The sequence below is a fragment of the Litorimonas sp. genome (genome assembly GCA_029936425.1).
Lineage (GTDB): Bacteria > Pseudomonadota > Alphaproteobacteria > Caulobacterales > Maricaulaceae > Litorimonas.
In genome coordinates this window covers 39,656-60,135 of sequence record JAPYSU010000012.1, presented here as the reverse complement: position 1 = coordinate 60,135, position 20,480 = coordinate 39,656, and the positions used below count along the sequence as shown (strand labels likewise).

At 52.5% G+C, this 20,480-nt stretch carries 15 protein-coding genes; 9 read left to right on the top strand and 6 right to left on the bottom strand.

All coding sequences use genetic code 11. The features are described 5' to 3' along the window. Positions 1-54: 54 nt before the first annotated feature. Together ACN0IC_RS10945 and ACN0IC_RS10940 are read left to right on the top strand one after the other, a co-directional pair. Complete coding sequence (locus ACN0IC_RS10945) at positions 55-1,149, top strand: efflux RND transporter periplasmic adaptor subunit (protein ID WP_416878816.1); 1,095 nt, start codon at positions 55-57, stop codon at positions 1,147-1,149. Then, the gene (locus ACN0IC_RS10940) at positions 1,146-4,439 is read left to right on the top strand and encodes an efflux RND transporter permease subunit (RefSeq protein ID WP_416878815.1); all 3,294 of its coding nucleotides are present in this window, start codon (positions 1,146-1,148) and stop codon (positions 4,437-4,439) included. Before ACN0IC_RS10945 ends, ACN0IC_RS10940 begins: the two co-directional genes overlap by 4 nt. A gap of 5 nt (positions 4,440-4,444) precedes the next feature. Here the strand turns inward: ACN0IC_RS10940 and ACN0IC_RS10935 are convergent, their stop codons facing one another. Continuing rightward, positions 4,445-5,440, bottom strand: coding sequence for a hypothetical protein (locus ACN0IC_RS10935; protein WP_416878814.1), 996 nt, complete (start codon positions 5,438-5,440; stop codon positions 4,445-4,447). Between the two features lie 66 nt (positions 5,441-5,506). Here ACN0IC_RS10935 and ACN0IC_RS10930 point away from each other — a divergent pair, with 66 nt between their 5' ends. After that, the gene (locus tag ACN0IC_RS10930) at positions 5,507-6,154 is read left to right on the top strand and encodes a TIGR00730 family Rossman fold protein (protein WP_416878813.1); all 648 of its coding nucleotides are present in this window, start codon (positions 5,507-5,509) and stop codon (positions 6,152-6,154) included. Positions 6,155-6,161: 7 nt separating this feature from the next. Here the strand turns inward: ACN0IC_RS10930 and ACN0IC_RS10925 are convergent, their stop codons facing one another. Both ACN0IC_RS10925 and ACN0IC_RS10920 read right to left on the bottom strand, forming a co-directional pair. After that, the gene (locus tag ACN0IC_RS10925) at positions 6,162-6,623 is read right to left on the bottom strand and encodes a GAF domain-containing protein (RefSeq protein ID WP_416878812.1); all 462 of its coding nucleotides are present in this window, start codon (positions 6,621-6,623) and stop codon (positions 6,162-6,164) included. A 42-nt stretch (positions 6,624-6,665) separates the two neighbouring features. Next, positions 6,666-7,661 carry an NAD(P)/FAD-dependent oxidoreductase gene (locus tag ACN0IC_RS10920; RefSeq protein WP_416878811.1) on the bottom strand — a complete coding sequence of 332 codons (996 nt, stop codon included), beginning with the start codon at positions 7,659-7,661 and terminating at the stop codon, positions 6,666-6,668. 311 nt (positions 7,662-7,972) lie between these two features. On the opposite strand from ACN0IC_RS10920, the gene gap reads away from it, so the two are divergent. The 3 genes from gap to ACN0IC_RS10905 all read left to right on the top strand — a co-directional run bounded on the left by gap (position 7,973) and on the right by ACN0IC_RS10905 (position 13,782). Continuing rightward, entirely contained in the window at positions 7,973-8,983 is a 1,011-nt protein-coding gene (gene gap, locus ACN0IC_RS10915) for a type I glyceraldehyde-3-phosphate dehydrogenase (protein WP_416878810.1), read from the top strand. Positions 8,984-8,988: 5 nt separating this feature from the next. Continuing rightward, positions 8,989-11,832, top strand: coding sequence for a phosphoenolpyruvate carboxylase (locus ACN0IC_RS10910; RefSeq protein WP_416878809.1), 2,844 nt, complete (start codon positions 8,989-8,991; stop codon positions 11,830-11,832). Positions 11,833-11,940: 108 nt separating this feature from the next. Next, a complete protein-coding gene (locus tag ACN0IC_RS10905; protein ID WP_416878808.1) occupies positions 11,941-13,782 on the top strand; it encodes a DUF885 domain-containing protein in 1,842 nt (613 codons plus the stop codon). A gap of 13 nt (positions 13,783-13,795) precedes the next feature. Here ACN0IC_RS10905 and ACN0IC_RS10900 read toward each other — a convergent pair whose 3' ends face one another. Both ACN0IC_RS10900 and ACN0IC_RS10895 read right to left on the bottom strand, forming a co-directional pair. Next, on the bottom strand, positions 13,796-14,461 hold the full coding sequence (locus ACN0IC_RS10900; RefSeq protein ID WP_416878807.1) for a ChrR family anti-sigma-E factor: 666 nt from the start codon (positions 14,459-14,461) through the stop codon (positions 13,796-13,798). After that, the gene (locus ACN0IC_RS10895; RefSeq protein ID WP_416878806.1) at positions 14,458-15,141 is read right to left on the bottom strand and encodes an RNA polymerase sigma factor; all 684 of its coding nucleotides are present in this window, start codon (positions 15,139-15,141) and stop codon (positions 14,458-14,460) included. Before ACN0IC_RS10895 ends, ACN0IC_RS10900 begins: the two co-directional genes overlap by 4 nt. Positions 15,142-15,294: 153 nt before the next feature. Here ACN0IC_RS10895 and uvrB point away from each other — a divergent pair, with 153 nt between their 5' ends. Continuing rightward, positions 15,295-17,433, top strand: a complete 2,139-nt coding sequence (uvrB, locus tag ACN0IC_RS10890) for an excinuclease ABC subunit UvrB (RefSeq protein WP_416878805.1) — start codon at positions 15,295-15,297, stop codon at positions 17,431-17,433. Next, on the top strand, positions 17,433-17,987 hold the full coding sequence (locus ACN0IC_RS10885) for a rhodanese-like domain-containing protein (RefSeq protein ID WP_416878804.1): 555 nt from the start codon (positions 17,433-17,435) through the stop codon (positions 17,985-17,987). The genes uvrB and ACN0IC_RS10885 overlap by 1 nt, the downstream gene beginning before the upstream one ends. On the opposite strand, the gene ACN0IC_RS10880 is transcribed toward ACN0IC_RS10885, so the two are convergent. Then, positions 17,984-18,730 (bottom strand): sterol desaturase family protein, encoded by a 747-nt coding sequence (locus tag ACN0IC_RS10880; RefSeq protein WP_416878803.1) that lies wholly within the window; start codon positions 18,728-18,730, stop codon positions 17,984-17,986. The genes ACN0IC_RS10885 and ACN0IC_RS10880 overlap by 4 nt on opposite strands. Before the next feature lie 222 nt (positions 18,731-18,952). Between ACN0IC_RS10880 and glpK the strand changes: the two genes are divergently transcribed. Continuing rightward, complete coding sequence (glpK, locus tag ACN0IC_RS10875; protein ID WP_416878802.1) at positions 18,953-20,428, top strand: glycerol kinase GlpK; 1,476 nt, start codon at positions 18,953-18,955, stop codon at positions 20,426-20,428. Positions 20,429-20,480: the final 52 nt, after the last annotated feature.

Genomic DNA, 20,480 nt, shown 5'->3' with positions numbered 1-20,480 from the left:
ACCGCTCAAAAGGGATAGGTAAAACTGTCAGACCCGCAAAGGCGTAAAAAAGCCATGAAACTGAATAAATCATTTCTGATAGCCGGGGGGCTGTTCGGCCTGATAATCATCTGGTTTATCGTGAACAATCTCAATGAAGGCCCTCCGGCAATCGGGAAAACACAAGCCGAAATTCAAAGCGAAGCCCAGACGCGGGTACCGACCGTTCAGGTCAAATCCATTACCGCCGAGCCGCATCAAAACATCCTGGAGCTTTACGGCCAGACCGAGAGCGCCCGCGAGGTCACGGTGAAAGCCCAGACGTCCGGCCTCGTGACATCTGTCCCGGCCTCTGAAGGCCGAATTGTCAAAACGGGCGCGCTCGTCTGCCGTCAGGATATCGACGCCCGCGCCGCCATGGTCGATCAGGCCCGCGCCAATCTGAGATCCATTGAAAATGACGTCCGCGGCGCCCGGATCCTGGCCGAAAAAGGCTTTCAATCCGAAACGCGGGTTATCGGTTTCGAAGCCCAGCTGGACGGCGCGAAAGCGTCGCTCAAACAAGCCGAAATCGAACTGGATAATGTGAATATCCGCGCGCCCTTCGAAGGCGTCTGGGAAGAGCAATTGGCCCAGGTCGGCGATTATCTGTCACCGGGTCAGCCTTGCGGCCTGATTGTTGATCTCTCTCCGCTGAAAGTAATCGTTCAACTGACCGAGAAACAGGTCGGTCTGGTCAATTCCGGCGAAACGGCCACAATCAAATTGGCAACGGGCGAAACAGTTGAGGGCAAAATAGACTTTATCGAAGCCAAATCCGATACCGCCACCCGCACTTTCCGGACCGAAATCCTTGTTCCCAATGCCGATTACAAACTCAAAGCGGGGGTTACGGCCACTGTGCAGATCACAGCCGGCAAGACGACGGCTCAGCGTATTCCCTCCAATATCCTCACCCTTGACGATGACGGAACAGTGGGCGTGCGATATGTCGACAGAGACGATATGGTCCGTTTTGCCAAAGTCGACGTGATTGACGAAACCAATGACGGCGCATGGGTCACCGGCCTTCCTGATCAGACCCGCATCATAACCGAAGGACAGGATTATGTCGCCGTCGGGCAAACCGTTGAAACGGATGCTAATTATAACGCGGCAGCCGTTCAATGAGCGCAGACCCGGACGATCTCGGCGCCGCTCCGCGTAAGGACGGCATGCCGCCTAGCGCTAAGGGCCTTGCCGGTATCGTCGGGTTTTCCATTCGCAATTGGCGGATGACACTCGGCATCATGTTGTTTGCCGTTATCGGCGGCATGCTCGCCATGAGCCGATTGCCGCTAGACGCAGAGCCGGACATCCCCGTTCCCTTTATTAATGTGCAGGTCGTCCTTCCGGGGATTTCGCCCGAGGATGCAGAGCGTTTGCTCATTCGTCCCTTGGAAACAGAGCTGAAATCCGTTGACGGCCTCAAGGAGATGAACGGCATTGCGTCAACGAATGTGGCCTATGTCGTGATGGAGTTCGAGGCCAGCTTTGACCAGGATCAGGCCATGGCTGACGTGCTGGAAAAAGTCGATCGCGCGCGCGCCGAATTTCCGCAGGAGGCCCGTGAACCTGTGGTCGAAGAAGTCAGCACGTCCTCCCTCCCCATTCTGACTGTCAATCTCTGGGGTGATGCACCGGAGCGTGAACTGCAAAAACGTGCCAAAGACCTGCAAAGGCGGCTCGAAAGCCTGCCGTCCGTTCTGGAAGCCAAGATTTCCGGGGAGCGGACCGATGTTCTCGAAGCCGTTCTGGATCCCGCGCGGATTGAAAGTCTCGGCATAACCTATGACGAAATATCCGCCGCTGTCGGACAGAATAATGCGCTGGTTCCGGCTGGGGCGCTCGAGTCTGAGAGCGGTAAATTCAATGTCAAAATACCGGGGCTGATTGAAAATCCAGAGGATATGAGCGAGCTGGTTATCCGGCGTAATGAGAGCGGCGCGATTATCAAACTTGGCGATATTGCCGAGGTGCGGCGGGGGTATAAAGATGTCTCGACTTTTGCGCGGTTCAACGGACGAACGTCAGTCTCGCTCGAAGTTTCCAAGCGGCAGGGCGAAAATATTCTGGACACGTCTGACAGGGTTCAGGAACTGGTCAATGAAGTGAGCAGCGCCCCCGAATGGCCTAAAACGATAAACGTGTCCTATAGCCAGTCGCGCTCCACTTATATCAATGATATGATGAGCGAGCTCTCCGCCTCCATCATCAATGCGGTTATTCTGGTCTTCATCGTCTGTATTGCGGCCCTGGGTTGGCGCTCCGCCCTTTTTGTAGGCTGGGCCATACCGGCCAGTTTTCTGATCGCGTTTGCTCTGTTCTATATCCAAGGCGAAACCATCAATATGATGATACTTTTCGGCCTTATCCTCTCTGTCGGAGTTCTGGTTGATAGCGCCATTGTGATTGTTGAATTTGCCGACCGGAAAATGGATGAAGGGCTCGAGCGGCTCGAGGCGTTTAAAATGGCGGGAGAGAGAATGTTCTGGCCCATCATGTCGTCAACGGCGACGACCCTCGCCGCGTTTCTCCCTCTGCTTTTCTGGGATACGCTCACGGGTAAATTCATGGCCTATTTTCCGCGCACCATGATTTATGTCCTCTCGGCCTCGACCCTTATGGCGCTTATTTTTCTTCCGACATTGGGCGCCAAAATCGGCTTCAGACCGAAGCAGAAGAAAAATCAAAACGCCGCGCTTCTGGCCGCTGGCGAAGGCGACCCAGGAAAGCTGACAGGGATTACAGGCGTCTATGTTAGAATTATTCAAAAACTTGTGCGGTTTCCGCTTGCCGTTTTCGGAGGCATGATCGCAACGGCGGTGCTTATCGTTTTTGCCTTTGGCGCCAGCATGCAGGGCCCGCCGCCCAAACCCGTCGAGTTTTTTACTCAGACCCCCTCCGATCAGCTCTTTATTCTGGCCCGGGCCCGCGGAAATACGACACCTCAACAAGTGCTGACCATCGGCAAAGATATTGAAAACCGGATCAAGGACATTCCGGGAATCGAGTCCGTTTACACGGTTGCCGGAGACGGCGCGATTGGACGCGGGGGCGGAAGCGCCCTGACCGGACCCGCCAATGTGCCCTCCGATACGGTCGTGAAAGTCTACACAGAACTCCTGCCCTTTGCAGAGCGGCGCAGCGTCACCGACATCGTCAATGATCTGGAACGCGCCACCACGGGCATTCCGGGCGTCATTACCGAAGTCACCGCTATTGATCAGGGCCCGCCCATCGGGAAAGATATCGGCATTCAGATTTCTACTGAAGATAAACAAGCTCTCGTCGAAGTGACCAAACAGGTTCGCGAAAAACTGGAAAGCATTGAAGGCGTTGTCGATATCGAAGACAGTTTGCCTTTGCCCGGCGTTGACTGGGAAATTGTTGTAGATCGGGCAGAAGCGGGGCGCTTAGGTCTGGATATAGGGCGCATTGGCGCCGCCGTTCAATTCATAACCGAAGGCGCCCTTGTCGGACAATATCGTCCTTTGGACGCCGAAGAAGAGGTCGATATCCGCCTGCGCTACCCGGCATCTGAAAGAGATCTCTCGGCCTTGGACACTCTTCGGATACAAACGCCGGCGGGGGCATTGCCACTTTCGACCGTGGTGACCCGCGTCGCAAAACAGAGGCAGGACCAGATCGAACGCCGGGATTTGCTACCCTTCTATGTCGTGCAGGGAAACACCCAGTCAGGCTACGCCACCAATATTCAGGTCGAAGAGCTCACGCGCTGGTTTGAGGAAGAAGCGGATTTGCCGCCAAATGTGAAATGGAAATTCCTGGGACAACAGGAAGAAAACGCCGAAGCCGGGCAATTCGCGGCCGCCGCTATGCTCGCCATTCTATTCATGATGAGCGTTATTCTTCTGCTGCAGTTTAATAGTTTCTACCATGTGTTCCTGACGCTCATGGCCGTTATTCTTTCTGTTTTCGGCGTGCTTTTGGGACTTATCTTCTATCCGTACATTTCCATGATCCTGACCCTGACGGGCGTCATCGCTCTGGCCGGAATCGTTGTGAATAATAACATTGTTCTGATTGATGCTTATCAGCGCTTTCGAGAGCACGGTTATGAACCTGTCGATGCCGCCGTCCGCACGGCGGCTCAACGTCTGCGGCCTGTCTTTCTCACGACTCTGACCACCGTCGTAGGCCTTATGCCGCTTATCCTGGGCTGGGGCGCAAATATTTTCACGGGCGAACTGGATACAAGAGGGACGAGCACCTCTGAAATCTGGGCGCCCATTTCCTTCGTTGTGGCCAGTGGATTAGGGTTTGCGACTATCCTGACGCTTGTTGTCACGCCCGTCCTCCTGGCGGCGCCCAGCGTATTGAGCGAGAGAGCCGAGCGGATTTACAAGCGATATAAATCAGGGCTGCGCCCAGAAACCTCCGCAGAAGCCGCCGAATAGCGGTCTTATTCCTCGGGAGGAAGAAGCGCGGCCGCTTCCCGAGGCGCAAAGATTACAGTGTTCTGAGCTCCGCCGCCCAGCAAAGCCCGGCGGATCTGCCACCGAAACGGCTCAAACCTGACCCTGGGAATATTGGCCTGATCCATCTCGACGGGTGGAAGGCGTTCAAACGGAACTGTCACTTGTACGCGTTCAGCGTCTGGACGGATTAGTTCGGCCCTTACATCATACTCCCCCATTGGTAGCATACGGCCCGCGATGAAATTCCAGCGCCCGCCGGCTCCGACACGCGTTTCGCCAATAGCCGCTTCGCCTGCATAAAGACGGACGCGGCCGGCTTCACTGGTTGTGCCTGAAAATATAACGCCCCCGGCATCATCATAGTCGATTGGCCCCATAGTAAGAGGCCCTTCTGTCGGACTACCGCCGAAAGGCGATGTCACAATGCGGGTCGGCCCGCCCGGAACGCTGACCATGATAAGGGTCGGTCTGGCCTTGGGTTCTTTTTCAGGGGGCTCGGCGTCTTCTTCGTTCTCTGTTTCGTTAGTTTCGATGTTTTCCTCAGGCGCTTCGGGCAGAACAATTCGATAAATGGTTTCATCCCCGCGAACCGTCACATCAGAGTCGGTATATAGAACGGCTTCCAGCACCATGGGCTGCTCATCCACGGCGTCCAGTGTCACCATCCAATTTCCATTCGCATCGGATTTTATCTGGCGCTCTCTTTGCCCGCGATTAGAAATAATCACGACCGTATTGGGCTGAGCCGTGCCGGACAGGCGCAGTTTCTTGACGCCGTTTTGTTCATATTCGCTGATATCCTGAAACAAGGTCGGAGCGAGTCCAAGCGGGTCGGCCGTTTCGGCTATTACAGGCGGAGGGTTTTGCGCATCGCCGCCTTCGAGACGCGAGAGAACGTCCAGCATCTGTAGAATGACCACAAGCGCCACGGCCAGAAGCAGTCCTCCTACTATGATCCAGATGATACGGGCCTTGAACATGATTTTTTACAAATCTCCTTTTGCGAGCGCTTGATTGGCGCTTCATTCAAGGCATAAGGGGAGGTGATGACAAATAAAACTGAAAAATCCGACAGCGCTGAAAAAACGGGCGCTCTAACTCTCTGCGTCTTTTGCGGCGCAAGTCCGGGTAAGGATCCGAGACATATGGTTCTGGCCAGAAATCTGGGAACTGAAATCGCCCGCAGGGGCCACAAACTTGTTTATGGGGGCGGCGGGTTAGGCCTGATGGGAGCTGTCGCAAGAGCCGCGCATCAGGGCGGCGCCCCGGTCACAGGGGTCATGCCAAATTTTCTAAAGGAAGCAGAGAAGACCGTTTCTGGCGTAGAACATGAATTCGTCGAGACCATGCATGAGCGCAAAATCTCCATGTTTGAGCAGGCCGATGCTTTCATCGTTCTGCCCGGCGGAATCGGCACTCTGGAAGAAGCTGTCGAGATATTATCGTGGCTGCGTCTGAACCTTCATGTGAAGCCCGTTATTTTTTTGAGTGATACGGGATATTGGGAAACTCTCCTTGCAACATTTCACCATGTCGTCGATTCCGGATTTGCGAGTGAGTCGACCCGGGATGACCTTCTCTCGGCCTCTTCGATAGAAGAAGCTTTTACTATCGCCGAGAGAGAAATAACGGAGCCTCGTTATCGGGAGCCGCTTAAATTGAGTAAGACGGAAGAGTTGAAAAAACGGGTTTAATTGCTGTCTATATGTGCAAAATAGCCGCGATGGCTTCCAAGCCTTTTTGATCTTCCGCATCGAATGAATTGAGCGATGTGCTGTCCACATCCAAAACAGCCGCAAGCTCGCCGTCTTTATCAAGAACGGGAACGACAATTTCGGAATTGGTTTGACTGTCACAGGCAATGTGGCCGGGAAAGGCATGAACATCCTCGACTATGATTGTCTTTTTCTGTGTCGCACAAGCCCCGCACACACCCCGCGAAAACGGAATCCGCAGGCAACCCAATGTGCCTTGATAAGGCCCCACGACAAGCTCATCATTTTTGAGCGGATCAACCTCGTAAAACCCGGTCCAGAAAAAGTAATCAAAGCGTTGCGCCAACAGGCAAGACGCCGTGGCATATCGAGCGGTCATAGACGTTTCGCCCTCTATCACGGCTTTGATTTCTTCCAGTACTTCCTGGTATGTTTGTGCTTTGGTCATGACGGCGCAGATAGGCCTTTGGCCGCAGACTTACAAGGCGCGCTATCCTTCTTTTTGAAGAATGTGATCGGCCACAGCAAAACCTGACAGAGCGGCGCCCTCGACGCGGCCGCCTTGGCACCAATCGCCGATCACGAAAAGCTTCTTGTCAGGATCACATAAAAACAGTTTTTCAGGAGAATTTGCGACACTCGCATAGAGCCAGCGGTGCAGGCTGACATGCTCCGGCTGAGTTAAATCGAGGCGGGTGAGAGCCGCGGTGATTTCCATCATAGTCGCTTGCACCTCATCCCGGTTGGAGTCGATATTATTGTTAGACCACTCGCCAGACGCGTGGGCCACAATAGTCCCCATATTATCTGCCCTGTTCGGCTTGGCGCTGTTTACCGCCAGCCACGTGACAGGCAGGTCACTCACGCGCAGGCTCTCCCATCCGGGATCAATTGGGCCCGTTAGCCCGATCATCAGAGCATAGCACGCCTCCATTTTGGCGGCTTTCAAACTCTCAATATCTGCAAAATCATTGGGTAAGAGAGCCAAAGCCTGCTTTGGCGGGGTCGTGCAAATGACGCTGTCAAACCCACTTCTATCCTGGGAAGTCCCGTTTTCACTTTCTTCAAAGCCCAGAGTCCATAATCCATCATCGTCGCGCTTCAATGACGATACCCTGTGATGAGTGACAATATTCAAGCCATCGGCGAGGAATTTCGCAAAACTGTTCATACGGGGCGTTCCGACCCACCTTTCTCCTCCCGTATCTGAGGTCAACAGTCCTGTTTTCAAATAGAGGGCGCGCCCCGCCCACCGGGAAACGGCGCCATTTGTTTCAGCTTTATCTACGAGAGCACGAAAGCGATCATCTTTCACCGTAAAATATTGCGCTCCGTGGTCATATTCGTAAGGGCCGGCGTATCGTGTCGATAAACGGCCCCCAACCCCTCGGGATTTTTCAAACAGCGTCACACTGTAGCCAGCTTTATTTAGTTCCTGCGCCGCGCACAGTCCTGAGACGCCGGCTCCGATAATTGCAATTCTCATTTTATCCCTCTTCCAGAAGCCAGTCAGAATTTAAATGTCACAACACAAGCACATTTTTTAATCGTTTCGCCTTTTTTCAAGGCAAAGACATAAAAGCGCTCATTTCTTCAACGCCCGTTCGACTCTTCCCGCGCTTCAAGACTTACTACAATGGAACTAGCCTTGACATATTTGACCTCATATAGTGGAACAAAATACAGTTTCGGACATAAAATCCATTCAATTGCTGACAGCGCTGTCAGGACAATATATTGCGTGCAATAACGAATCTGAAAATTTTATCACGATTTCGCACCTAAAAAGGAAATAGTATGACCACTCGCCTCGCTATCAACGGTTTTGGACGCATTGGCCGCAATGTGCTGCGCGCCCTGTATGAGCAAGGCCGCGATGACCTTCAGGTTGTTGCCATTAACGATCTGTCTTCAACCGATAATCTAGCGCATCTATTGAAATATGACTCAGTTCACGGGCGTTTTCCCGGCACGATAAAAGCTTCGGAAGACAGCCTGGACATAGGTCACGGCCCGATACAGGTTACGTCTGTCCGTAATCTGGAAGATCAGAACTGGGCGGATAATCAGGTAGATATCGTTCTGGAATGTACAGGAATTTTTACCTCACGAGACGCCGCGGCTAAACATCTAGACGCCGGAGCCAAGCGCGTTCTGATTTCAGCGCCGGGCGCCAATGCGGATAAAACCATTGTTTACGGCGTAAATCACGACACCCTTACAAAAGACGATGTCGTTGTCTCAAACGGCTCCTGCACAACCAATGCGTTAGCCCCCCTCGCTAAAACGCTTAATGACGCTTTCGGGATTGAATCCGGCTTCATGACGACAGTACATGCCTATACTGGGGATCAGCCGACGCTGGATACGATACATCGCAAAGATTATAATCGCGGACGCGCGGCGGCCCTGTCTATGATCCCGACTTCTACTGGCGCAGCAAAAGCGATAGGTCTGGTTATGCCGGAACTGGAAGGGAAACTCGACGGCAAAGCCATACGCGTTCCGACCCCGAATGTATCCGTTGTCGATTTGGTCGTGAATACAACCAAGTCTGCCTCTGTTGACGACGTAAACGCCGCCTTTGCCAAAGCCGCCAATGGCGCGTTGAAGGGCGTTATGCAAGTTATAGAGGACCAGACTGTTTCAATTGACTTTAACCACGATCCACATTCCTCCAGCTTTTTGAACGGCGAAACCGTCGTCATGCATGACAAAATGATCCGCGTGCTTAGCTGGTATGACAATGAATGGGGCTTTTCCAACCGCATGCTCGATACAGCCGCGGAAATCGCCAAACACTTATAGGACTTATGACAATTACACGCGCAATTAAATCCGATGAACTTCTGGAACGTCTGCAAAAGCGGCTTTCAGAACATAAAAAAGATATGGATCAGGATCCGCAGGCCAATGCGGTCAAGGTGCTGGCTTATGATATTTCCAAAGATGTGGAGGAACGTAAACTCGCCTTCCGCCATATCGAAGAACTTGTCAAACAGCTTTCAGACAGAGGCGCTATAGAGCGTATTCGGCGCCTGCGGCGGCGCTCGGGGCTGGAACAGGTTGAAGCGCTTGAAGCCAAAGTTACCGAGATTGCCAAGGCGCAAGCCAGTAAAGGCTGGGAAAGTTTTAAAGCCTGGGCGGAGACACCTGGCTTGGGAATTGTGCTGACCGCCCATCCCACTTTTTCCCTCTCCCGCGATATCCGAAATTGTCTTGGAGCCTTGGCTTCAAAAAAAGACGGTGAGTTTGACGAAGAAGCTGAAGAACTAAAATCCTATCCCTATCTGCCGAAACGCGCGCCAACTCTGTTGGAAGAGCATGAGGATACACAAGCGACATTGGAGCGCATTCAAGAGTCTTTAAATCGTATAAACACCAAAATACTCGATGTGGCTCAGAAAAACTTTGAAAAGAACTGGACAGAGCTGACACCTCATCTCGCCGATGCCTATAGCTGGGTGGGATATGATATTGATGGCCGAACCGATATTTCCTGGGGAGACGCCCTCCGTCTTCGCCTGACCGAAAAGCATATGCAATTGGGGCGCTATCTCAAAACGGCGCAGGCTCTGCAAACCAAAGGAAACCTCGAAGCCAAAAGTGAAGAGGCTCTAGAGACGCTGATTGACAAGCTTTCCGATGCCCAATCCAGCGCTAAACGCGATCTGACGCTGTTCGAAAAAGATATTACCCAGCCCGAAAATTTGGTCGCTGCAGCAAATAATCTAACGCGGGATTCCACACGGCGTTTCACAAATCTCGACTTGGCAATTGAGCTCATTGGCAAAGCCATTGAGGGGGCAGATGAAAGTCTGACATCCAGTCTGATTGTTTTACGGGCGCAAATGGTCGCTTTTGGCTTGGGGACCGCGCGGATTCACTTCCGCTTGAATGCCCGTCATGTTCTGTCCGCAATTCGTCCTATTTTCGGCATGGATCAGCAATCTTCCGACAATCGGACCTTACTCAATAAAGCGACCAAGCTGACGAAATCGGTGAAAGCCCAGCCGGTAAATTTTGCGTCTCTCGCTCTGGAAAAAAGCACTGCGCATGAGAAAATGATCCTTTCGGCGCAAATGCATAAATATATCGACGACAAGACTCCTATACGCTTATTGATCGCAGAGACCGAAGACAGCCTTGTTCCGCTTGGCGTACTTTATCTGGCGCGTCTCTACGGGCTGGAAAACCATCTGGATATTTCTCCGCTGTTTGAGACGGCAGACGCGCTCAATAATGGCGGGCGGATTATCGGTAAAATGCTGAGCAATCCGGTTTATAAGGACTATGTGAAATCCCGCGGCGTGTTCGCCATACAGACCGGCTTCTCCGATGCCGGGCGTTTTATGGGACAAATTCCGGCCACGCTCGCCATTGAGCGACTTCATTCTCATTTCGCCCATCAGATGGAAAAGAATGAAATGCAGGACGTGACCGCGCTTGTTTTTAACACTCACGGCGAAGGGCTAGGACGCGGAGGTCACCCCGGGAATATTCAGGAACGCGTTGATTACGCGATGAGCCCCTGGGCGATTCATCAATTTGAAAAACGCGGCGTACATTTATGCCATGAAGTGAGTTTTCAGGGCGGAGACGGATTTCTCTGGTTCCAGACGCCTTCCCTTTCTGGTGCCACCACTCACTCTTTGGTCGCGGCGCGATATGCGGACCGAAGCGAGGCGGAAGATGACAGCTTTTACACTGAGAATGATTTCTCCTGGGATATTTTCCGAACTATCGGGTCAGAACAGGACAGCCTTTATAGAGACCCGAATTATATCACCCTCCTAGGCGGATTTGGTCAGAACCTCTTGATCCCAACCGGGTCACGCGCCGTTAAACGGGCGTCCCCTGGCAGCGGCGCGGATATGTTCAATCCCCGGCAGCTACGCGCTATCCCTCACAATGCAATTTTGCAGCAATTCGGAACGCCGGCGAATATCATCTTCGGTATCGGCCGAGCCGCGGCGATTGATAGCGAAAAATTCGAGAATTTGCTCGAAACCTCGGCCAGAGCGCGCAGTATTTTCCGCCTCGCGGCTACCTCTATGGGCCGGACCCAGTTTTCAGCCCTGACGGCTTATGGCCGATTGTTTGATCCGGGATTCTGGATCAGCCGCGCCCTTTCTGGGAATGAGCCTGTCTTGGCGGAGCGTTCTTTAATTGTCGCGGACACACTCAGCCAGTCCAATTGGCGTTCCCAAATTATGGATTTGGCAAACCGCCTTCGCATGGATCAGTATAATGCACAGGCGACATTGGGCCAAAGTGATCTGGCCTGTACGGATTGTGACCCGGAGACTCTCAAGATTTTACATGCGCTGCGTCTCGCAATCGTGATGAAAATGATGATTATTGTCACGGACCTTCCCGCCATCGGCGACGAAAATACGTCGCAGATGAATGTTCTGCAGAGACTTCAGACCTTTCAGATTGATTCTATTCTGGAAGATTTGCGCCAGCGTTATCCGGAGAAACGCGACGCTCTCAGCTGGACAGAAGATCTGGTGGAAAAATCAGGTGTGAAAGTGGGCGGCTCAGGCGGATATCCGCATATTTCAGGCACCATCATCAAACCTCTTCAAAGGGCGTCTGAATTGGTCCGCCAAATCACCATCGCGATTACACACCATTACGACGCCTACGGGTAGGTTATTCTAATAAGGTAGGTTTTTCTAAAATGCGTCTTTCCAAGCGTTTGATTTGCTTGGAAGGGCGTGTCAGATATTTGCGTGTCTGAAATTTTACAAAGGCCTGATATGTCAGTTTCCCGTCGCACCCTCCTTCAAACCTCTGCGGCGGCCGCCGCAACCTCTGCCTTGGCCTTTACCGGATGCGCCACGCAATCCACTGGAGCGGCGCCGCAGTCCGATATGGATTTGATGGATCAGGCGACAGACCTTCTTCTGAACGCCTACCCCGAGACAGCGTCGAGCGCCGGAATTGATACGGGTAAATATCGTTATCTTAAATCTCAATTGACCGACAGGTCGCCCGCCGGACAAGCGGCGATTGAAAGTGATGTGCGGGCTATGCTCGCCAAATTGAATCAAGTCGATACGGCGGCGATGCCCGAAGATGAGGCGCTGACTTTTGATGTGGTTCGGTCCGTTTTTGAGACGGCAGCAGAAGGGTTTGATCTGCCATATGGCGACGTCGCTTTGCTGAATTCAAACTGGTCTTATCGAAATAGTCCTTATGTTGTTGCGCAAAATACCGGGGCCTTTGTCGAAATTCCCAGCTTTTTGGACTCGTCCCATTCTATCGAAGAGCATTCGGATGCCGACAGCTACCTTCTGCGGATGGAAGCCTATGCCCGGCAACTTGACGGAGAAACCGCGCGCGTGCGCGAAAATGGGGAGAAAGGCGTTATCCTGCCGGACTTCCTCATGGAAAAAACACTCGGTCAGTTGAAGGGCGCGGATGCAAAACCTGCAGAAGACTGGGGTATTGTCAAAACGCTTGCGACGAAAACCGCAGAATTCGGCACGCCCTTCGGGGAAAGAGCAGCGCTTTTGGCAGAGCAAAAAATCCGGCCCGCTATCAAACGCCAAATCGCGGCTCTGGAAACACTTGCCCCGCGTGCAACATCCAATGCGGGCGTTTGGGCTCTTCCGGAGGGTGACGCCTATTATGACTGGGCGCTGAAAGCCGGGACCACCACCAATATGTCGCCTGACGATGTGCATCAAATGGGCTTGGACGAGCTTGCAGATCTCCATGCGGAGATGGACCCCATTCTTCGTTCTGCGGGTTACACCAACGGGTCAGTTGGAGAGAGAATGACGGCCTTGTCCAAAGACCCGCGTTACCAATTTTCCGAAGGCGATAAGGGCCGGGCCGAAATCATGGCCTTTATTGAAGAAACGCTTACGGACATTCGCGGACGTATGCCGCAAGCTTTCGAAACCCTTGTTCCGGGTTTTCTGGAGGTCACGCGGATTGCCCCCGAAGTCGAAGCCGGCGCGCCGGGCGCTTACGGCGGCGCCGGATCAATTGACGGAAAAAGCCCCGGTCATTTCTGGATCAATCTGCGCACGACAGATCTGCACAGCAAATTCAGCCTACCCGATTTGACCTATCATGAAGCTATTCCCGGCCATGTCTGGCAGGGCGAATATACGTTCAAACAGCCGCTCATTCGATCTCTCCTGGCCTTTAATGCCTATTCCGAAGGTTGGGCGCTTTACGCCGAACAAATTGCTGATGAGCTTGGCGTATATGAGGACTTCCCGATTGGAAGACTTGGCTATCTGCAGTCGCTGGCCTTCCGGGCTTGCCGCCTAGTGGTTGATACAGGCCTTCATGCCAAACGCTGGACACGGGAAGAAGCCATTGAGTGGTTTGTCACAAATAATGGATCAAACCCCGAAGAAGTCCGGAGCGAAGTCGATCGTTACTGCGCGTGGCCGGGGCAAGCCTGCGGGTACAAAGTCGGGCATAGCGCTATTGTCGGGCTACGCGCCAAAGCAAAAGCCGAATTGCGCGACAAGTTTGACTATAGACGTTTCAATGATGCGGTCGTGCTGGGCGGCAGTGTCCCGATGACCGTGCTCGGCGAAGTCATCGATAAATATATTGAACGGGAAAAGCGCGCTTAATTCATTCAGCGCGTCAGATCCCGACAATCTTTTGCACAACTTTCGGGATCCAGCTTTTCATGACCAGCGGACCTTCTGTCATCACAAGACAGATGCAGTCTTCACCTTCATCAATGTGAGGGGCATGGGTGACTGTGTCGTCTTCGATATGCAGGTCCCCGCGGCGATAGGTTTTATCCCCGATAGTATAGCTCCCGGTCAGGATCAGAGACCACTCATCCCCTTTATGAGAATGCTCCGGCATCTTCATCCCGCCCTTGGCTTTGAGAAGGTAAAGCCTTTCGCCTTCTTCGTAACGGCGATTTCCCAGAACGTCATGAACGGCGACACCCGGAACCATGGAGCGCCATTTCATATCTTGCAGGCCATGCCCTAAAACAGATCTCAGGGTTTTCGGAGCCAAGCCCTGACCAAAAGGCCGAGCGTCTTCATCGCTCTCGTCTTGTGGTAGCTTTTCCAACACGCCCCCCAAAAAGTGAGGTGATAAAGAAACAGATTCTGTTTCATCCAAAAAGGTTGTGGCAATTTCTTCCTGAAAAGAAACTGCGTCAGCAACCTTTTCGGAGATCTCGCTTTGGCAAGCCATTATTATATGTTTAGCGGGGCTGAGATTACCCAAGGCATAATCCGTAATGGATGCCTCGGAAGTCACCACGTCATTTTCCAAATGCAAGCTCATCGCATATTCCCTATCTGTCGAGCCATATTCGATTTTAAAAGTTGAATAGCGCTTCGGATACGTGTTTTCACAGTACCCAGCGGGATACCGATTTCCGACGCAATCTCTTTATGTGTCTTAAATTCCATATAGGCCATACGGATGGCTGTTTGTTGTGGTTTAGACAAACGCGCAATTTGTTCTCTTAAAATGTCTGAATTTTCCTGTGACATGAAGTTTTGTTCCGCTGACGGAACTTCATCATCTGCGATAATCTTCATGAGTTCAGGGTCACGAACATCCATGCGCCCATGTTTGCGTTTGTGATCTATCCAACGATTTCGGGTCATTCTGTAAACCCAAGTCGCAAAACTGGCTTTGGAAGGGTCAAATTTATGGGCTTTCGTCCAAACCTTTATCATGATGTCCTGAACAATATCCTCAGCTGTGCCGTCTCCAACGCCTCTGGCCATAAGCCAGCCTTTGAGTTTGGGGCCATAAATTTCGAACAGGTCTGAAAGAGCTTTCGCGTCTTTTCTTTCGGCAATATTATGCAGCCACTGTGCATCCCGGCGCGCAGCGCTGATACTCTTTTTAGAAACTGTCCGGCCATAATTCTGGCCGGGTCCGGGGGTGGGCATGTAAGTCTCTTCTGCCTTTGGTGGTTCTGAAGTCTTATCTTCCACAATCGACAAAGTCATGACAAATCCAAGCTGACAAATTGAAACACTCTACAATATTACGCTTGGCATTGGTGTGTGGATTTTTCTTTTTGTGTCCTATTTCAAATTTATTGACCTCCGAGCCGCATATAGCCACCTTGCCAAAGCTGTCTCCATAGCCATATTGGAGCCATGGCGAATGTCACCCAGCTCCATCCGGAACAAAATCTGTCCATGTGGCAGCCCCACCGTCCCGACAGACCGGATAAATCCGAAGGCGGGAAGCGGTTTCGGCTTGTCTCAGAGTATGAACCCAAGGGCGATCAACCGAAAGCGATTGAAGAGCTCTGCGATGGGTTGAACTCGATAGAACGGGATCAGGTTCTGCTCGGCGTCACGGGCTCCGGTAAAACCTTCACCATGGCCAAGATTATTGAGGCGACCCAGCGCCCTGCCCTGATCATGGCGCCGAATAAAACGCTTGCGGCCCAGCTTTATTCCGAATTTAAGAGTTTTTTCCCGGATAATGCGGTCGAATATTTCGTCTCATACTATGATTACTATCAGCCCGAGGCCTATGTCCCGCGCACCGACACATTTATTGAGAAAGATAGTTCCGTAAACGAACAAATCGACCGGATGCGCCACGCCGCGACCCGCGCCATTTTGGAACGCGATGACTGTATCATCGTCGCCTCGGTCTCCTGTATTTACGGTATTGGGTCGGTTGAGACCTATACAGCGATGACAGTGGATCTGAAAAAGGGCGACGAAATGGATCCCCGCACTCTCATGGCGCAATTTGTCGAGCTGCAATATCAGCGCAATGATCTGGCCTTCCAGCGCGGCTCGTTCCGCGTTCGGGGCGATACGATTGAACTTTTCCCGGCTCACTATGATGATACGGCCTGGCGGTTCGACTTCTTCGGAGACGAAATAGACACCATAATGGAGTTTGATCCTCTGACGGGGAAAACCAAGCGCGACATTAACAATGTCCGTGTTTATGCCAATTCGCATTATGTGACCCCCCGCCCGACCGTGCAAAGCGCGATGAAGGGTATCAAGAAGGAACTCGGCGAAACGCTCAAGAGATTTGAGGCCGAGGGAAAATTACTCGAAGCCCAGCGTATTGCCCAGCGCACCGAATTTGATCTGGAAATGATGGCGGCCAGCGGATTTTGCAACGGCATTGAAAACTACTCCCGTTATCTCACAGGCCGCGCGCCGGGCGAGCCGCCGCCCACATTATTTGAATATCTCCCCGAAGACGCGCTATTGTTCATGGATGAAAGCCATGTCTCCGTGCCGCAAATCGGCGCGATGAGTAAGGGCGACTTCAGCCGAAAATCCACATTGGCCGAACATGGTTTCCGCCTGCCAAGCTGTATCGATAACCGCCCGCTGAAATTCGAAGAATGGGACGCAATGCGCCCTCAGACCGTGCATGTGTCCGCCACGCCAAGCGATTGGGAAATGGAACGCACAGGCGGCGTGTTTGTCGAACAGGTTATTCGCCCCACCGGATTGATTGATCCACCCGTTGAAATTCGCCCTGTTGCCAAAGACGGCGCCAATCAGGTCGATGACGTGATTGATGAAGTTCAGAAGGTCGCCGCCCGCGGTTATCGGTCTCTGGTCACAACCCTCACCAAGAAAATGGCCGAAGACCTGACCGAATATATGAACGACCAGGGCATCCGCGTCCGATACATGCATAGCGATGTGGATACGCTTGAGCGGATCGAAATTATCCGCGATCTGCGCCTCGGCAAATTTGATGTGCTCATCGGTATCAACCTCCTCCGCGAGGGGCTCGACATTCCCGAATGTGCCTTTGTCGGTATTTTGGATGCAGATAAGGAAGGCTTTCTTCGATCCGAGACATCTCTTATCCAGACCATTGGCCGGGCCGCGCGGAACAGCGAAGCCAAGGTCGTCCTCTATGCGGATAAAATTACCGGCTCTATGGAACGGGCGATTAATGAGACGGATCGCCGTCGGGACATCCAAGTCGCTCATAATGAGAAACACGGAATTGTTCCGAAAACCGTTCTTCGCGGTGTGGCCGATATAGTCGGTGACAGTGAAGCCGCCGGAAAAATCAAGGATGACGCCAATAAATACACGCCGAGTGGCCAGATTAAAAAGAAATATCTCGAAGCGGCCGAGGGCGAGCAGGAAGCCTATATGGGCGGTAATATGACCGCCGTTATGGCCGACCTCGAAAAACGCATGTTTGAAGCCGCCGAGAACTTGGAATTTGAAGAAGCGGCGAGATTGCGGGATGAAATGGCGCAGTTGAAAAAGGCAGTCGACGCGGCGGAATAATGTTCAGATTTACACTATCGATATTCTTCGGCGTCTTCCTGTCCTCCTTTTCCGAATTTTCGGTAGCCGAAGAAAAGGAGAATAAGGCGCTTCACAAAGCGCATGTGTCTATCGTGAAGGATCACCGCACTGTTCGGCACATCGGCGTAAAGTCGGCCGCAGAGTTAGATACCAAGGACACCTTATTCTTTGATGTTCGGGAGAAAAAAGAATTTGATGTCAGCCATATTATCAATAGCAAACACGTCGACCCCGAGCTGTCCGCTTCGGATTTCATGGCGCAATTTGATCAGGACTGGACTGGTAAAACGCTCGTCTTTTACTGCTCGGTTGGCCGTCGGTCTTCTATTTTAGCTGAAAAAGTTCAAGCCGAATTAAAAGCAGCCGGCGCAAAAGACGTCTATAATCTGAAAGAAGGAGTATTTGCCTGGCATAATGCGGGGCTTCCCCTCGAGAACGCCGCAGGTCCAACGGAGCTCGTGCATCCCTTCAACGCCTTTTGGGGCCGTATGATTAACCGCAAGGATTTGGTGGCTTATAAAGCGGCGGATTAAACCAACCCCTTATCCGTCCCGCAGACCTTATCCCAGAATCGGAAATATAATCCGTAATTCCCTTTGAATTTTGTGTGATGCAGATTGTGGTGACTGGCCGTGATGATGTGACGGCCCCACCACCCTTTGACCCATTTATCCGGATAGACTTCCCACCCTGCGTGATTGAACACGGCGTTGATCGTCATCACCATGAGCAGAGCGAGCGCAACGCCCACATGAAGCGGGATAAACAGCGCCATCACAGGAAGCAGCCACGCTGCGCTGACCGCCTCAATCGGGTCGAACGAAAAGCTTGCCCAGGGCGTCGGCTGGACAGAGCGGTGATGGCCTTCATGCGTGTATTTAAATAATTTGCGATGGTGCATCAGACGGTGGGTGAAATAAAACCACGTGTCCTGCGCGAAGAGATAAATCGCGGCGGAGACAAAGATATAGCTCCACCCCAAGACACTTTCCGGCATGGCGCTATAGAGCGCCGTCCCGCCGGCTTTCCACATCTCTAGAACGATGGCGGCGGGCAGCGCATAAATAAAGGCGCTGATCGTCGAGAGCCGAATCTCATTGCGGACCGTCGCGCGGGTCGGCTCTCGTTTTGACAGGCGGCGCGCCTTTCTCGGCGCGCGTTTCCACAGCGCCCAGTGGATAGGGCCAACAATGATGAAATACCGCGCAATAATAATGGCCGTGAACGCCAAATAGGTTACAAGGGTTTGCCCCAAAGGTATCGGCCATCCATCCATACAATCGGTATAGGCGGAGTTTCTCGGGGTGGCTATATCACTTTTATTCTGTCATTCCGCACAAGTCCGTAGGACGCAGATGCGGAAGGCCGAGAGGTTGAAAACCTTCGTCCAGATTTCTCACAAACTCTCGACCTTCCGCGTCTTCGCGCGGAATGACAGGAATAGAGTTCTTTGTCTTATAAATTGACCTGAGCCCCCTCGCCTCATTACACTTACCCAATGAGCACAGTTATCCTCTCCATAGACCAAGGCACGACGTCTTCCCGGACTCTTGTCTTTTCTCCGCGTGGACGCATCCTATTCACAGCGCAGGAAGAATTTCCGCAAATCTATCCTCAAGACGGTTGGGTGGAGCATGATCCGGAAACCATTTGGGATACGGTGTTCAAAACCCTAAAAAAAGCCTGGCAGTTTGCCGAGGAAAATGACCATGACATTGCGGGTATCGGCATCACCAATCAAAGGGAGACAACCCTCGTCTGGAATAAGGAAACCGGGGACTGTCTTTATAACGCCATTGTCTGGCAGGATCGGCGAACGGCGGCGGCCTGTCGTGAAATGGCAAAAAAAATGCCCGCCGAGGAGCTCAACGCCAAATCCGGCCTCATCCATGATCCCTATTTCAGCGGAAGCAAGATCGCCTGGATATTGGACAATGTGGACGGCGCGCGGGATCTCGCCAAAGCAGAGAAGCTTGCTTTTGGGACTGTGGATTGCTTCCTCATCTGGCGCCTGACGGAAGGAAAAACCCACGCTACAGACGCTACAAATGCCAGCCGGACTAATTTATTCAATATCCATACGCAGGAATGGGATGAGGCCCTGTTAGAGCTTTTCGACGTGCCGCGCTCCGGCCTTCCAGAGGTGAAAGACTGCGTCGATGACTTCGGGACCTGTTCTCTTTTAGGCAAAGACATTCCGATTTTGGGTGTCGCAGGCGATCAACAGGCCGCCGCTATAGGGCAGGCCTGTTTTGAAGAAGGCGATATAAAATCCACCTATGGCACAGGGTGTTTTGTTATCCTGAATACGGGGGAAACCTGCGTCACGTCAGAGAATCGCTTGCTGTCCACTATTTGCTATCGGCTCGACGGGAAAGTCACCTACGCCTTGGAGGGCTCCATATTTATCGCGGGGGCCGCCGTTCAATGGCTTCGTGATGAAGTCAAAATCATTGACCACGCCAAAGACACGGAAAAGCTCTGCAGGAGCCTGGATAGCAATAAAGGGGTCTATCTTGTCCCGGCCTTTACGGGGTTGGGCGCGCCGCATTGGGATCCGGACGCGCGCGGCGGGTTATTTGGCCTGACCCGCGATACGGGCCGGGCCGAGATTGTCCGCGCGACGATTGAGAGCGTTTGTTACCAGACCTATGATTTGTTCAAAGCCATGGCGCAGGACGGGGTCAAACCAAAAATCCTTCGGGTAGATGGCGGCATGGTCGCCAATGACTGGATGGTGCAATATCTTGCGGGCGTGCTGAACATTCCGGTGGAACGGCCCAAAGTTTTGGAGACGACCGCATTCGGCGCTGCCGCCCTCGCCGCTATCGGCGCCGGATTATTTCCGTCTCTGGAAACTATCAAAGATGTCTGGACGCTGGATACTGATTTCGAACCTGACATGGATACGAAAACCCGAGAATCTGTTTTGGCGGGGTGGAAAGCCTCCGTGCAAAAAGTCCTGACAGATTGAGTAAAGAGGCTTTTCACAACGGTTCTCTATCGTTATAGCGGACGCCCTATGG